This is a genomic window from Bradyrhizobium sp. JHI2711, assembly GCF_056156565.1.
In genome coordinates this window covers 613,338-627,663 of the sequence record NZ_JBPZPT010000002.1, presented here as the reverse complement: position 1 = coordinate 627,663, position 14,326 = coordinate 613,338, and the positions used below count along the sequence as shown (strand labels likewise).

Below are 14,326 nucleotides of genomic sequence, written 5' to 3'. Positions count from 1 at the left end.
TTCTCGAACGAAAGGAGGATGAAATGATCAAGGATCGTGCTTTCTCCGCTCGCGGGGAAACCACTCGGAAAACGTTGCGGCGGCTCGCCGCCTTGGCCGTTGGGGCTGGCCTCTCGCTGGTGCCCTTTGCGGCCTTTGGCGCCGAAAGCCCCGGTCCTGCCGCCAAGACTGCGGACAGTTTCGAGCGGCTCGCCTTGCCGCCGATCCCGTACCTGGACACGATGCCGTGGTCGAGCTGGGATCGGGGCAGCCCGACCATGAAGGTGGACACATTGCTGCCAGTCCTCGGGCCATCCGGGATCCGGCTCGACCTCACGCCGCCTGATCGAGACAAGCCGGAGCCCGCCACGAGCTGAAATGGGGGAGCGGCCGGCGAGGCCGCTCCTCATCGTTCAGCCACTCATCGCTCACGCGAAAGGAGGATCATCAGATGAGAGGCATTGTCCTCGCCGTCGCTGTGTTGGGCATGGCCAATGGGCTTCAGGCCAAGGAGGCCGACACGCCTCGCGCCGAGATGCGGAGCTCGGCCGAGCCCGCCCGGCAGCTTGCGACCAGTTCCGTCGGAGCGTCTCGGAGCAATCCTGAGAAGTCCGGCCAGACCGAGCGCAGGAGCCGGGAGTTTTCGCCCGAACGTCTTGTCCCCGATATCTGCAGAGGATGCTGATCGGCCTTGGCCGATCAGCATTCTTCATCGCTCGCCTAACGCGACGTTGCAAGGCGCGCCTCATCGAGACGCGCGGACATCTTCGCCTTGATCCGCTGCAACGCGCGCTGCTCGATCTGCCGGACGCGCTCGCGCGAGATGGCGAACTTGCCGGCGAGCGCATCCAGCGTCTGCTGCGGCTCGCCGAGATATCGCGCCTCGACGATGCTGCGCTCCCGCGGTGACAGCGCAGCGAGTGCATCGGCGAGGGCAGCCTTGGTGCGTTCACGGTCGGCCGCGTCCAGCAGCAGACTTTCCGGATCGGGAGAGGGATCCACGAGCCGGTCCTGCCATTGGTCGCCTTCCGTCTCGACGCTGATCGGCGCGTTGAGCGAGATGTCGCCGCGCAGCCGGCCGTTCATCTCGGCGACGTCGGCTTCCCTGACGTCGAGATGTTTGGCGATAGATGTCAGCTGATCCGTCCGGAGATCGCCATCCTCCGCGACGCCAAGCTTGTTCTTCAGCTTGCGCAGGTTGAAGAACAGCTTCTTCTGCGCAGCAGTGGTGCCCAGCTTGACGAGCGACCATGATCGCAGGATGTATTCCTGAACCGAGGCCTTGATCCACCAGGAGGCATAGGTCGCAAGCCGGAAGCCTTTCTCGGGATCGAACCGCTTGACGGCCAGCATCAGCCCGACATTGGCCTCCGAGATGAGGTCGGCGATGGCGAGGCCATAGCGGCGATATTGCAGCGCGATCTTCGCCGCGAGCCGCAAATGGCTCGTCACCAGCCGATAGGCGGCGTCACGATCGCCGCTATCGCGCAATCGCCTCGCATAGTCGGCTTCCTCCGATGCCTCGAGCAGCGGAAAACGATGGATCTCCTTGAGATAGCGGGATAGCCCGCTTTCCCCGTGAAGGGCAGGAAGTGAGGCAACCAACATCGCGCCCTCCCTCACGAGCACCGTTCGCCCCGATCAGGGGCGCCTTGCCGATCCAAGCGATAATCTGAGTGAAGCGCCGAGAGCGGCGCGGTCCGAGCGCAGTCAGGTTTCATGGCCAAATCCTCGTTAGAGCAAGATGGTTGGACCACCGCGAACCTGATCCGCTGAGCCCGATCATGGCACCCAGACGCCTCAGGCCGGTGGGCGCCACTAGAATTTGGAAATGGCCGGAATGTTCCAGCGTGAACGGTCGTGACGGAAATTGCGATTGCCGTATGCCTTTGCCGCTGCAGACAGGCTCTTGAAACGCGGAGCCTTCATTCCAATCTGGTCCACGCAGGCGCCGATGAGGCTGCACGCATGTTTGGTTCGTGGGATGGATGACTATCGTGATCTCGTGAGCGCGGCTCTTGCGCTGTTCTGCGCCGGCTTGATGTTGGTGGCCGGCCATCTCCTGATCGAATGGCACGCCAGAAGCACCGATCCCGGCATCGGGATCGAGGCGCCGAAGCGCGACGGCGCGCCCGCGCCGCTCATCTCGAACGGTTCGCCGCCGGACACGTGGATGATCGAGCTTCCCGCCGAGATCAGGCGCAAGCGCGCCGCGTGAGTGGCCCTAGATCGCCCGCAGCCCTTCCTTGGGCATTTCCCGGATCAGCGCATCGATGTCGCTCTGCTCCAGCGTCTCCTTCTCGAGCAGCTTCCTTGCGGCGCGGTCCAGGATCGGCCGCCGCGTGGTCAGGATGCCCTGGGTGCGCTGGAACACCTGGTCGACGATGGTTTTCACCTCGTGGTCGACCGCGGCCGCGGTCTCCTCGGCATAGTCGCGCTCGCGCGTCGGATAGGGGCGGTCAGGGCCGGCCAGGAAGTTGCCGGGATCGCGCTCATAGGAGACGCTGCCGAGACGCTCCGACATGCCGTAGCGCGTCACCATGCTGCGGGCGATATCGGTGACGCGGCGCAGGTCGTCCGCCGCACCGGTCGACAAGTGCCCGAACACGATAAGCTCCGCGGCGCGGCCGCCGAGCAGCACCGCCATCTTGTTTTCCAGCTCCTCCTTGGTCATCAGGAAGCGGTCCTCGATCGGCCGCTGGATGGTGTAGCCGAGCGCGCCGACGCCGCGCGGGATGATCGAGACCTTGTGCACGGGATCGGTCCCCGGCAGTGAGAGCGCGACGAGGGCGTGCCCCATCTCGTGATAGGCGACGATCTCGCGTTCCCTGGGGTTGAGCAGGCGGTTGCGCTTTTCCAGGCCTGCGATCATGCGCTCGACCGCATTGTTGAAATCGCTCATGGTCACCGCCTCGGCGGCGCGGCGCGTCGCCAGCAGCGCGGCCTCGTTGACGAGATTGGCGAGGTCCGCTCCCGTGAAACCAGGGGTGAGCGCGGCAACGGCGTCTGCATCGACATTGTCGGCGAGGCGCACCTTCTTCATGTGCACATTGAGGATCTCGATGCGGCCCCTCTTGTCGGGGCGGTCGACCAGCACCTGCCGGTCGAAGCGGCCGGCGCGGAGCAGGGCGGGATCGAGGATTTCGGGCCGGTTGGTGGCGGCGAGGATGACGAGCCCGGAGCGCGAATCGAAGCCGTCGAGCTCGACCAGCAGCTGGTTGAGTGTCTGCTCCTTTTCATCATGGCCGCCGGCGAACGGGCCGATGCCGCGGGCGCGGCCCAGCGCATCGAGCTCGTCGATGAAGATGATGGCCGGCGCCTTTTCGTGCGCCTGCTGGAACAGGTCCCGCACCCGCGCCGCACCGACGCCGACGAACATCTCGACGAACTCCGAGCCGGAGATCGAGAAGAACGGCACTCTGGCCTCGCCGGCCACGGCCTTGGCGAGCAAGGTCTTGCCCGTGCCCGGCGGCCCCACCAGCAGCACGCCTTTCGGCATGCGGCCGCCGAGGCGACCATAGTCGGTCGGGTTCTTCAGGAAATCGACAACCTCGCGCAGCTCGTCCTTGGCCTCGTCCACGCCGGCGACGTCGGCAAACGTGACGCCGGTGTTGGATTCAACGTAGACCTTGGCCTTGCTCTTGCCGATAGCCATCAGCCCGCCGCCGATCCCGCCGCCCTCGGCCATGCGGCGGCCGATGTACCACCAGACGCCGAAGAACAGCAGAACCGGCATCACCCAGGACAACAGGTCGCGCAGAAACGTGCTCTCGATCTGCCCGGTGAAACGGACGTTGTGCTTCTCGAGCTCCTGGGCGACGTCCTGGTCGACGCGCGTGGTGACGAATTGCTTCTGGCCGCCGGACAGCGGCTCCTTCAGCGTGCCCTGCAAGGTGCGGTCGGAGATGCCGACCGTCTCGACTTTCCCCTGGCGCAGCAATTGCTGATATTCGCTGTAGGGGATCACTGCGATCTGGTTCGCCGCCGAGATCAGATACTGAATCAGGAAGACCGCGAAAATTGCGGCGATGGCGTATCCGATATTGAAACGGGCATTCTTGTTCATGGGGAGGCCAGATCCGATCGTGTTACGCGGGCCGGGCTAGCGTCGAGGCGCATTTGGCGCGCTCGCTCGGGCCCGGTGCGCCTCCGGACCTGCATGTTCACGACAGAACTTCTCCTGCTGCAATCGGTTCCAGTCATCCCAAACGCGAGCTCGGCAGCGCCGTACGCAGGCGATCGAGATGCCGGGCAGCGATAAGGCCCGGTTGCAGGCCGGGCCTTTGCATCAGCTCACCAGGGATACCAGTAAGGATATGCCGCCGGATAATACCGGACGGTCCGATAATAGCGGGGGCCATAATAGTATCGCGGCGGACCATAGACCGGCGCATAATAGACCGGAGGTGCAGCCGCGGCGGCGAGCGCTCCGGTGAACAGGCCGAGCGCGACGGCCGGACCGATGCCCGGACCGCCCCAATGATGATGATGGCCCCGCCAATGGGCCGAGGCCGGCGCAACGGTTCCGATGAGGAGCGTTGCTGCCGCGGCGATTGCAAGAGCAAGCTTTCTCATGTGACTTCCCTCGACTTATGCCCGCGCAAGCGGGCTTCTCAATCCTTCGCATGAGTTTCGTTTTGCCGGACACAGCCGGCAGCGTCTGAACTTAGGATGGGCGGCGACGACTTCAAGCCTCTAACCGACAATTGGCCAAGTGGAGAGAACAGTCAGATCGTGTCAATCGAAGAAGGGCTTCGAACGTCCCTGCTGGCGCGTGCCAATAGTGACTAAGTTCGTAAATTCAGGCTTTGGTCCATCTGCGAAGTTGCGCTGCGTCTCACAGAGGTCTGCTTATCGCGGCAGAGCGGTCCAGATTTGCTCAACCTGAGTTCTTCGCATTTTTGACCCTTCAGCGACCTCCGGAGCCGTCCGCTTTCCCGCCGCTGTTAAGGTTGGGACCGCAGGCGGTCAGCTGCTTAATGAGCACACAGCCTAGGACAGCACCGGCGCGGCGGGTCCGCCTCTCCGTTGCCATTATGCCGCGGGCCGCGATGGAAACCGGCTCGGCGATTACGCGGTTGATTTGGCATCGAAACCTCCAATGGAGGGTGCCATGCAGAATTGGGAAGGGAATTGGACGAACGCAAAGTTTTGTGACGTTGCGAACCTGATCCTCGGCGCGATACTGTTCGTTTCGCCCTGGATATTCGGTTTCGATGCGGGGACGGTCTCTCAGAACGCCGTTATCACCGGTATCGCCATCGCGATCCTTGCGGTCGCGGCGCTGGCGGCGTTCGCGGTGTGGGAGGAGTGGCTGAACCTCGTCGTCGGCTTGTGGGCACTGGTATCGCCCTGGGTATTGGGCTTCCAGGGAACCACCGCGATGACCGTGCATGTGATCATCGGCGCGGCGGTCGCAATCTTGGCAGCGATCGAGCTCTGGATTATGTCCCGCAACCCGCCGCGGCTGACCACCGGTAGCTGAGAAGCTGGATCGTTTGGCTCGTGGCATAGCTTCGCCGTTATCGGAAAAACCTGTCCAGCCGACGCGGACGAAATTCGGTGAGGACCTGGGGCCGGCAGCTACTCAGCGCAGTCGGCCTTGGGTCAGCCGTAAGTGCCGCAGCTCGAGCTAGCCTTGCTGGACGGCTTACTCCCGGCGCCAAATTCCGAAAGTGCCGATGGAAAGGCCTTGCTCCGGGGCTAGGTTCATCGGGCATTCCGTTTGCGTCGGATTCCCAAATTTGAATGCCACGGGGCATGATTTTTGGGACCAAGCTGCGTTTGCCATCCAACGGCAGACCTCTCGGTCCCAGCTCGTTTTTCGATCCGGAAAAACCTCCAGGCTGGGGCCGATGTGGTCTACTCCGGGCGTAAGCCGCCCCATCAGTACCAGCCCATCTTGAAACAGAGACCAAGCCAACCAGCGAGCGCGACTAGAGCGGCAATGTTGATGTACTTCTGAGCGTCTTGCATCATTGCACCGCAATCAAAGGCGCCCCGCAATTCGGAGCAACGGTGATTTGCCACTACCCGTTCCGCCTCTCTGCCCTTGACCAGATCAACAAGGTTCCGGTTTCTGGCGCTCGGTTCATCGCGGGAGCTCGGGGTTTCTCCACCTTATGTGCTTTGGCGTGTTCTTCTCGACCTGCGGGACCATGCGGGCGGGATCGGGACCGCCCGGAACGCCCCTGGGGCCGAGCAGCTCACGCGTAATGTCATCCTCGGTTCTTTCCGGCTCGACGCCGTTGATGGGCCGCTGTCGCACGGGAGCGACCTCCTGATGCCCACGGCAAGCTCAGGTCACCTCAGGCTTGAAGGTCTGCGGCTGCTGCTCTGGCGGCGGCATTTTAAAAGGAATGGGGAACGGCGTGCGCGCGAGGCTTACCAGCGCCGCCCGTTCCTCGGAGAGACGGCTTTCGATGTACTCGCGCTCCAGATCGGAAAGGCGGGTCTTGAGCAGCCGGTGGTAGCGGTGAATGCTATTGCGGTGGGTGCGCAAGCGGGCGAGCTTTTCTTCCAGAGTCATCATCGTCGTCCTCGACGGTTACAAGCAATCCTTTCCAAAAGAGGTCGGAGGAGCCCTCCGGCGTGAGACTTAGAGAGGCTTGATCTTGTTTCAAGATGGATCAGAAGATTGGACCAATTGCCTCAACCTCAAGCCAGCGTTCTGTACGCTCCGTGCTCCCCAGCGCGGGGCCGGATCATGGCAACCGAAAATCCGCCATGTGCTCTTGCATCGTCCCGTTGATGTCCGCTTGTGGCCCTCAGCCGACCATTGGGACCTCGCCCTCCGAGCACCGCTTTTGACCCGTAGCAGAAGTCTGAGCCTGCACTCCAACCCCTCAACCGCCCGGGTCGAAACTCATTCTTGCGGTTGCACGTGCCTGACGCCGGAACGTGAGCATCGTCAGGGTCTCTGATCTCCTTAAACAATGACATGGTCAGCAATCCCAGCGAATGTGTAGCAGTAATGCTGTCGCAAATTGGCTTGCCATATTGCAATTCTAGGAGCGGGAACAAATGCTTCTCGCTTCGTGGAGCTGGGGAGACAGAAGTCTGCGGCGGTTCGCGGATGCAACACTTTTGACCTTGGCCACTTTCAATGAGCTCGCCTGAACGGCTACGATGCCGTCACCAGAGAGCTTAGGAGCGCACATGAGACGGCGGGAGTTCATCACGCTTCTTGTCGGCGCGGCACCTCTGTGGCCGCTGACGGCGAGCGCGCAACGTTCAGCGGTAGCTGTTATCGGTGTGTTGTCCGTGGGTTCCCCTGACATTGCGAGTCCCTATGACGCAGCATTCGAAAGAGGTCTCGCGGAGAGGGGTTTCGTAGTTGGCAAAAACGTTACGATAGAACGTAGGTGGGCACGAGGAAACCACAGTAGGCTTCCGGAGCTCGCTCAGGAGCTCTTGCATTTCAATCCAGCGCTGATCATCGGAGGGGGCAATGTGGTTGCGCTCGCCGCAAGGAAAGTAACTTCAACCATTCCGATCGTATTCGTAATCGCGTCAGACCCCGTGAAGCTCGGACTGGCAAAGAGCTTCGCTCACCCCGGGGGCAACGCCACGGGCATATCTATGATGACAGCGAGGCTTGTCCTAAAGCGCCTCGAACTGATCCAGGAGCTGCTCCAGCAAAAGGCTACCGTCGGATTTTTGGTGAACCCTGACAATCAAGACTTGCTTCAGGAAATTGACGAAGTTGCCCGTTCGACCGGGCGGACCTTGAAAGTAGCCAAGGCGCGCAACCAGGATGAATTAGAGCCAGCTTTCAGGCAGCTTGTTAGCGCCCAAGTCGGTGCGGTCCTCGTCAGCAACGATGCGATATTTTTCAACCTGCGTGCGCAACTTGTCGCATTGGCCGATCGTCATTCGCTTCCGGCGTCCTATGAATTCCGCGAATTTCCGGCGGCCGGTGGCCTGATGAGCTACGGGCCGAGCCTTGTCGCAAACTTTGAAAAAGCCGGCATCTACGCCGCACGAATCTTGGGAGGTGCTCGGCCGGAGGATTTGCCCATTCAGCAGCCCACGGAGTTCAGTTTGGTTCTCAACTCAGCAACCGCGCGATCCTTAGGCATCGAAATCCCGCCATCACTGCTCGCCCGTGCGGACGAGGTGATCGAATAAGGCTCTACGCCCGATGTCGGCCCGTAGCGACCTTGCCGCGCGACCGCGACCGTCTGCATTCGACCCATTGCGGACTCATTTACCCTATCCTCGGTCCTGATTGCGCCCCATAATGCTCCGCTGTTTGGAGGCGCTAGTCATGAGGCGACGCGATTTCATGTCGACCCTCGGCGGACTGGCCGCAATTTGGCCAGTTGCCGCGCGCGCCCGGCAAAAGGAACGTGTCTATCGAATTGTTTATCTAAGTGCTCCGAGCCGGGAGTTGGTACAACGCACGCTCGATGCTTTTCTGCGAAAGCTCCGAGAGCATAGTTGGGTTGAAGGCGAGAACTTCATCACTCGCTCTGACCTAATTCAGCGAGGTTCTTGCTGTGACGTTATTTTCGACTTATTCAACCCAAACGGCCCATCTCAATCCGGCATACCTCCGTCGATCACACGGTCCCATGGCAAAATGCTAATGTAGTCATCCCCAGGCGTGGTCCTTGGAGGGTACATGCAGCGGCGGGAGTTCATTGCACTGATCGGGGCCATCGGTGCCGTTTGGCCGCGCAGCTTGATCGCGCAGCCCGCCCATCAACTCATGAAGAAGATGCCTCGCATCGGTTTCCTGGCGTCAGTTCCGCACCAACGTATCGAAGCCTTCGATCGCGGACTCCGCGAGATGGGATATGTGGAGGGCGCGAACATCATCATCGAGCGCCGGTTCTGGAAGAATGACCGGGAACAACTGGCGAGATTTGCCGCCGAGCTGGTGGCTCTCGAAGTCGAGGTGATTGTGGCGTCCAGCACGCCCGAGGCAATTGCCGCCAGGGCAGTCACCGGCACGATCCCCATCGTGACTGCCACCGCAGACGCGGTCGGTGTCGGCCTTGCGGCAAGTCTTGCGCGGCCGGGTGGAAACGTGACGGGACTGACCGGGGTCGCAAGCAGCGGCAAGAATTTCGGGCTTCTGTTGGAGTTACTGCCACTGGCGTCGCGGTTCGCGGTGCTCCTCGACCCCGACAACCAATATCATGCACGGCTGATGGCCGACTTCCAGAAAACCGCCGCGGACCGGCAGGTCGAGATACTTCCGGTGCTCAAACGCTCGGTGGAGGACATAGGCCCTGCTTTCCAGACCATAGCTTCGAAGGATATTCAGGGCCTGCTCGTGCTTGTGGACCCCATCGGGTTCGCCAACCGGCGCAAGATCATCGAGCTCGCCGCGCAAAACCGCATTCCGGCGGTGTATCACTGGCGTGAAGAAGCGGTCGAAGGTGGCCTTCTCGCGTATGGCCCTGACATCATTGACCTCAATCGCCGCTCCGCCGGCTATGTTGCAAAACTGCTGCGGGGCGCGAAAGCGGCCGAACTCCCGATCCAGCAGCCGGAACGCTTCCGATTGGTGATCAATCTTAAGACTGCTCGAGCTCTCGGTCTGAATATTCCAACCGCGCTACTCGCGACGGCTGACGAGGTGATTGAATGATGCTGCGCTGCATGAGTCCGCATGTGGCCCTTCAGCTACATTGGAAGATTGCTGCTTCTTTGCTGGTGTTGGGGCTTAAGCGGACATCAGTCGACGGCCAGCCGCTTAATGCGTACACGGCCTAGACCCCAGTGCCCGGATCACCGGCCAGGCCGCGAGCGCGGCGGCGAGATGTTTGAGCGTATGGCCCGAGACCATGTGGCCGGTCGCTTCGAACACGGTCACGTCGCCGAGTTCGAACAGCTTGGCCAGCACATAGAAGACGATCACGCCGCCGAGCGGCACGCCAAGCGCGCCGGGTCGCGGGCGTGTGAACGCGAGGCCCACGGCCAGCGCCATGCCGCCGAACTGCACGACCACCCAGGGCGTGAGATTCTCGCGTGCCACCCAGGCCGCCAACAGGCCCGCGATCATCGTCAGCACCAGCACCGCTTCGCCTGCGCGCGTGCTGATGCGCTCGCTGGCCGCGATGCCCAGAAAGCCCGCGAACGCGACCGCCATGCCGAGACGATCGGCGATGAGCCGTTGCGGCACGTCGGGGTCGAGATGATAGAAGCCCGAGCCGAGGCACGTGAGGATCAGGCCGACGAGGAACCAGTTCGCACCCACCGGCGCATCGTGGCGGGCACGCAGCCGTTCCGAGCCCCAGACGCCCATCGCGAGGAAGGCGAGATTGCTCAGCACGTCGCCGGCATTGGGCACGCCGAGGAAGGTGCGGCTATCGACGAAATGCGGGATGTGCCAGGCGGCGGCGGGCATCGTGGGCGCCAGAAGCGCGGTGAGCGTCAGGACGAGGAGCGCACCGATAAGATATTTCTCGCCGGTTTGAAGGGGGGCGTACGAGAGTCGGCGAACGACTGGCGGGACCAGTGCATTGGCCGGTTGAGCTTGGTCGCGCGCGCGCAGCATGAAATAGCTCCAGATATTGAACATCGTTCAATATTGGTAGCTTGAAAATGAACTATGTTCAATGCGAAATTGCCGCGAGATTTGCGCAACAAGCAAGATCTTGAAATTACTTTGTTTTTTGAACGTGAGCGGCCGCCACAGCCGTAGGGTGGCCAAAGCGAAGCATGCCCACCATTCCGCTTATGATCGACATTCGTGGGCACGGCGCTGCGTGCCTGCCCACCCTACGAGACCGCGTTTGTGGCGCTAACCCGCCCCGATCTCCGCGACGATGCGGCCCGTCGTGACCTGCTCGCCTTCGGCGACGTCGATCGCGCTGACCACGCCGTTGATGCCGGCCTTGTGGACGTGCTCCATCTTCATCGCTTCCAGCGTCAGCACCGGCTGGCCGGCGGTGACGCGGTCGCCGGGCTTGACCAGGACGGCGACCACGCGGCCGTTCATGGCGGCGCGGACCTTGCCGTCACCGCCATTGCTTGCGGCGGCCTGCGGTGCGGCTAGCGTGAGATCATTCACCGCGAGCGGGATGCCGCGATGCTGCAGATAGAGCCGATCGCCATCGCGCAGGAATTTTGCGCTGTCCATCACGCCGGCGTGGCGGAAGCGGACGGCGTCGGAATCGAGCTGGTCGATGTCGAACTTCTCCTGGCAGCCGTCAGCAATGACCGTGTAGCTGCCGTCGCGTTCGCGCGTGATGTCGAGCTCGTGCGCATCGCCGCCGATGTCGATTTTCGCCGGGAGCGGAAACGTTGCCGATAGACTCCGCCCGCCCTGCCACGACGGCGCGCGCGGATTGGTGACGTAGAGCAGCAGGCCTGCCAGCGCGATCTTGAATGCCGCGTCCGCACGCGGCGCAAGCAGCTCGTTGCGATGGGCGCCGATGAAAGCCGTCGTCGCCTCACCCTTGGCAAAGCCGGGATGACGCAGGCACGATAACAGGAACGCCTGATTGGTCGTCACGCCAAAGGCCGTAAGCTGCTCGAGGCCAACGATCAGCCGTCCCCTCGCCTCCTCGCGATTGGCGCCATGGCTGATCAGCTTGGCGATCATGGAATCGTAGAACGGCGGAATCTCCGAGCCCGGTTGCAACGCGTGCTCGACGCGGATGCCCTCAGGCACCTGCCAGCGTGCCATGCGGCCGGACTGCGGCATGAAATCCTGCGCGGCATCTTCCGAGCACAGCCGCACCTCGATGGCGTGGCCGGAGAACCTGATGTCCTGCTGCTTGATCAGCAGCGGCTCGCCGCGCGCGACGCGCAGCTGCAGCTCGACGAGATCGAGCCCGGTGATCGCCTCGGTGACGGGATGCTCGACCTGCAGCCGCGTGTTCATCTCCATGAAGTAGAACGCGCCGCTCTGATCGAGCAGGAATTCCAGCGTGCCGGCGCCTTCATAGCGCAGCGCCTTCACCGCTGACACCGCGACCTCGCCCATCTTCGCGCGAAGCTCCGGCGTGACGGCGGGCGACGGCGCCTCCTCGATCAGCTTCTGATGTCGCCGCTGTACCGAGCAATCGCGCTCGCCGAGATGGATGGCATTGCCGTGGCTGTCGCCGAACACCTGGATCTCGATGTGGCGCGGGTTCTGGATCGCCCGCTCGAGGATGACGGCCGCATCGCCGAACGCGGCTTTCGCTTCCGACCGCGCGCTGCGCAGGGCTTCGGGGAAGGATGCCGCGTCAGTGACGAGCCGCATGCCGCGGCCGCCGCCGCCGGCGACCGCCTTGATCATCACGGGAAAGCCGATCTTCCCGGCTTCGGCGAACATGACCTCGTCGCCTTGCTCAGCACCCTGGTAGCCGGGCACGATGGGCACGCCGGCCTTCTTCATGATCTCCTTGGCGCCTGCCTTGTTGCCCATCGCCTCGATCGCCTGCGGCGACGGGCCGATGAAGACGAGGCCGGCATCCTTGCAGGCGCGCGCAAACGCCTCGTTCTCGGCGAGAAAGCCATAGCCGGGGTGAACGGCATCCGCGCCGCTGGCCTTGGCCGCTTCGATGATCGCGGGAATGTTGAGATAGGATTGCGCCGGCAAGGCTTCGCCGATGCGCACGGCCTGGTCGGCCTCGCGCACATGGAGCGCATCGCGATCCGCATCGGAATAGACCGCGACGACACCGAGGCCGAGTTTTCGCGCGCTGCGCATCACGCGCAGTGCGATCTCGCCGCGGTTTGCCACCAGGACCTTGAAGAACGGCCGGTGCTGCACTGATCCGTTCCTCATGGGCGGGCTACCGAAAACTGCATGCGCTGGGGCGTGCGCGCATCGCCCTCGCGGCAGATCGCGAGCACCTCCGATAGCACCGCGCGGGTGTCGCGCGGATCGATCACGCCGTCGTCGAGCACGCGGGCGCTGGTCGAGAACACATCCATCTGGCCGTCGAACACGCCGATGATTTGCGCCTTCATGGCGTCGAGCTTGTCCTTCTCGATCGGCTTGCCGCGGCGCGCGGCAGCGGCCTCGGTCACGATCGCCATGGTCTCGGCGGCCTGCTCGCCGCCCATCACCGCGGTCTTGGCATTGGGCCAGGAGAAGCAGAAGCGCGGATGGAAGCCGCGACCGCACATGCCGTAATTGCCGGCACCGAACGAGGCGCCGCAATAGATGGTGATCTGCGGCACCGTCGCCGAGGTCACCGCCTGGATCATCTTGGAGCCGTGCTTGATCATGCCGGCCTCCTCATAGGCCTTGCCTACCATGTAGCCGGTGGTGTTGTTGAGATAGAGGATCGGCGTGCGGGTCTGGCAGCAGGCCTGGATGAAATGCGTCGCCTTGTTGGCGCCGGCGGGATCGAGCGGGCCGTTGTTGGTGATGATGCCGATGGCCTGGCCCTCGATGCGGGCATGGCCGCAGACGGTGGCCGGGCCGTAACTCGGTGCCATCTCGGTGAAATCGGAATCGTCGACGATGCGCGCGATCACCTGTTTCATGTCGACCGGGCGCTTGTGGTCCATCGGCATGATGCCGAGCAGCTCGTCCTGGTCATAGCGCGGCGGCTTGAACTGCGCCGACGCTTTGCCCGGCCGCTCCCAATGCAGCGCCGCCATGATCTCGCGCGCGATGCGCAATGCGTCGCGATCGTCCTCGGCGAGGTAATCGCCGAGGCCGGAGATCTGCGTATGCATCTCGGCGCCGCCGAGCTCTTCCTCGGTCGCGATCTCGCCGGTCGCGGCTTTCAGCAGCGGGGGCCCGGCGAGGAAGGCGCGGGTGCGGCCGCGGACCATGACGATGTAGTCGGAGAGGCCGGTCTGATAGGCGCCGCCCGCGGTGGAGGAGCCGTGCGTGACGGTGACGACCGGCAGGCCCGCCGCCGACAGCCGCGCCAGGTTGCGAAAGATGTTGCCGCCGCGAACGAAATCCTCGACGCGGTAGCGCAGCAGATTGGCGCCGGCGCTTTCGACCAGCTGCACGTAAGGCAGCTTGTTCTCCAGCGCGAGCTCCTGCACGCGCAGCGTCTTGTCGAGGCCGTAAGGCTGCAGCGCGCCGGCGTCGATGCCGGAATCACTGGCGCTGACCATGCAGCGGATGCCCGAGACGAAGCCGATGCCGGCGATGACGCCGCCGCCCGGCACGCTCTTGCTCGCATCCGGCACGTCGAACATGTAGCCCGCCAGCGTCGAGAGCTCGATGAAGGGCGCGCCGGGATCGAGCACCAGCGCGACGCGCTCGCGCGGCAGCAGCTGGCCGCGCTTGTGGAAGCGGTCCTTGGCCGCGGCGGACGCGGCGCGCGTGCGCTCCTCGAGCGCGCGCATGCGGTCGATCAGGCCGAGCATGCCGTCGCGGTTGGCTTGGTAGGCGGCGCTGCCGGGGAAGATGGTGTTTTCGAGAATGGACATG

At 63.2% G+C, this 14,326-nt stretch carries 12 protein-coding genes; 5 read left to right on the top strand and 7 right to left on the bottom strand.

Translation table 11 applies throughout. The features are described from left to right. Positions 1–23 precede the first annotated feature (23 nt). Entirely contained in the window at positions 24–356 is a 333-nt protein-coding gene (locus ACTEK7_RS15450; RefSeq protein WP_036002054.1) for a hypothetical protein, read from the top strand. A gap of 343 nt (positions 357–699) precedes the next feature. On the opposite strand, the gene rpoH is transcribed toward ACTEK7_RS15450, so the two are convergent. After that, positions 700–1,587, bottom strand: a complete 888-nt coding sequence (gene rpoH / locus ACTEK7_RS15445; RefSeq protein ID WP_225148583.1) for an RNA polymerase sigma factor RpoH — start codon at positions 1,585–1,587, stop codon at positions 700–702. Between the two features lie 376 nt (positions 1,588–1,963). Here rpoH and ACTEK7_RS15440 point away from each other — a divergent pair, with 376 nt between their 5' ends. Further along, complete coding sequence (locus ACTEK7_RS15440; RefSeq protein ID WP_225148584.1) at positions 1,964–2,197, top strand: hypothetical protein; 234 nt, start codon at positions 1,964–1,966, stop codon at positions 2,195–2,197. 6 nt (positions 2,198–2,203) lie between these two features. On the opposite strand, the gene ftsH is transcribed toward ACTEK7_RS15440, so the two are convergent. Beyond that, positions 2,204–4,045: an ATP-dependent zinc metalloprotease FtsH gene (gene ftsH, locus ACTEK7_RS15435; protein WP_225148585.1), complete on the bottom strand. Its 1,842-nt coding sequence runs from the start codon at positions 4,043–4,045 to the stop codon at positions 2,204–2,206. Positions 4,046–4,272: 227 nt separating this feature from the next. Next, on the bottom strand, positions 4,273–4,554 hold the full coding sequence (locus ACTEK7_RS15430) for a hypothetical protein (RefSeq protein WP_225123755.1): 282 nt from the start codon (positions 4,552–4,554) through the stop codon (positions 4,273–4,275). A 538-nt stretch (positions 4,555–5,092) separates the two neighbouring features. On the opposite strand from ACTEK7_RS15430, the gene ACTEK7_RS15425 reads away from it, so the two are divergent. Continuing rightward, on the top strand, positions 5,093–5,464 hold the full coding sequence (locus ACTEK7_RS15425) for an SPW repeat protein (protein WP_036002168.1): 372 nt from the start codon (positions 5,093–5,095) through the stop codon (positions 5,462–5,464). 813 nt (positions 5,465–6,277) lie between these two features. Here the strand turns inward: ACTEK7_RS15425 and ACTEK7_RS15420 are convergent. Next, the gene (locus ACTEK7_RS15420) at positions 6,278–6,511 is read right to left on the bottom strand and encodes a hypothetical protein (protein WP_306469161.1); all 234 of its coding nucleotides are present in this window, start codon (positions 6,509–6,511) and stop codon (positions 6,278–6,280) included. 596 nt (positions 6,512–7,107) lie between these two features. Here ACTEK7_RS15420 and ACTEK7_RS15415 point away from each other — a divergent pair. Continuing rightward, positions 7,108–8,109, top strand: a complete 1,002-nt coding sequence (locus ACTEK7_RS15415) for an ABC transporter substrate binding protein (RefSeq protein WP_081492914.1) — start codon at positions 7,108–7,110, stop codon at positions 8,107–8,109. Positions 8,110–8,605: 496 nt separating this feature from the next. Further along, entirely contained in the window at positions 8,606–9,580 is a 975-nt protein-coding gene (locus tag ACTEK7_RS15410) for an ABC transporter substrate-binding protein (RefSeq protein WP_225148586.1), read from the top strand. A gap of 105 nt (positions 9,581–9,685) precedes the next feature. On the opposite strand, the gene ACTEK7_RS15405 is transcribed toward ACTEK7_RS15410, so the two are convergent. The 3 genes from ACTEK7_RS15405 to ACTEK7_RS15395 all read right to left on the bottom strand — a co-directional run bounded on the left by ACTEK7_RS15405 (position 9,686) and on the right by ACTEK7_RS15395 (position 14,325). After that, a complete protein-coding gene (locus ACTEK7_RS15405; protein ID WP_225148587.1) occupies positions 9,686–10,513 on the bottom strand; it encodes a hypothetical protein in 828 nt (275 codons plus the stop codon). A 222-nt stretch (positions 10,514–10,735) separates the two neighbouring features. After that, the gene (locus ACTEK7_RS15400; protein ID WP_225148588.1) at positions 10,736–12,712 is read right to left on the bottom strand and encodes an acetyl/propionyl/methylcrotonyl-CoA carboxylase subunit alpha; all 1,977 of its coding nucleotides are present in this window, start codon (positions 12,710–12,712) and stop codon (positions 10,736–10,738) included. Next, a complete protein-coding gene (locus tag ACTEK7_RS15395; RefSeq protein ID WP_225148589.1) occupies positions 12,709–14,325 on the bottom strand; it encodes an acyl-CoA carboxylase subunit beta in 1,617 nt (538 codons plus the stop codon). Before ACTEK7_RS15395 ends, ACTEK7_RS15400 begins: the two co-directional genes overlap by 4 nt. Position 14,326: the final 1 nt, after the last annotated feature.

Coding starts and splice junctions, on each gene's coding strand:
- ACTEK7_RS15405 (WP_225148587.1), bottom strand. CDS start 10,513: ATGTTCAATATCTGGAGCTATTTCATGCTGCGCGCGCGCGACCAAGCT.
- ACTEK7_RS15415 (WP_081492914.1), top strand. CDS start 7,108: ATGCCGTCACCAGAGAGCTTAGGAGCGCACATGAGACGGCGGGAGTTC.
- ACTEK7_RS15410 (WP_225148586.1), top strand. CDS start 8,606: ATGCAGCGGCGGGAGTTCATTGCACTGATCGGGGCCATCGGTGCCGTT.
- ACTEK7_RS15400 (WP_225148588.1), bottom strand. CDS start 12,712: ATGAGGAACGGATCAGTGCAGCACCGGCCGTTCTTCAAGGTCCTGGTG.
- ftsH (WP_225148585.1), bottom strand. CDS start 4,045: ATGAACAAGAATGCCCGTTTCAATATCGGATACGCCATCGCCGCAATT.
- ACTEK7_RS15440 (WP_225148584.1), top strand. CDS start 1,964: ATGGATGACTATCGTGATCTCGTGAGCGCGGCTCTTGCGCTGTTCTGC.
- ACTEK7_RS15430 (WP_225123755.1), bottom strand. CDS start 4,554: ATGAGAAAGCTTGCTCTTGCAATCGCCGCGGCAGCAACGCTCCTCATC.
- rpoH (WP_225148583.1), bottom strand. CDS start 1,587: ATGTTGGTTGCCTCACTTCCTGCCCTTCACGGGGAAAGCGGGCTATCC.
- ACTEK7_RS15395 (WP_225148589.1), bottom strand. CDS start 14,325: ATGTCCATTCTCGAAAACACCATCTTCCCCGGCAGCGCCGCCTACCAA.
- ACTEK7_RS15420 (WP_306469161.1), bottom strand. CDS start 6,511: ATGATGACTCTGGAAGAAAAGCTCGCCCGCTTGCGCACCCACCGCAAT.
- ACTEK7_RS15450 (WP_036002054.1), top strand. CDS start 24: ATGATCAAGGATCGTGCTTTCTCCGCTCGCGGGGAAACCACTCGGAAA.
- ACTEK7_RS15425 (WP_036002168.1), top strand. CDS start 5,093: ATGCAGAATTGGGAAGGGAATTGGACGAACGCAAAGTTTTGTGACGTT.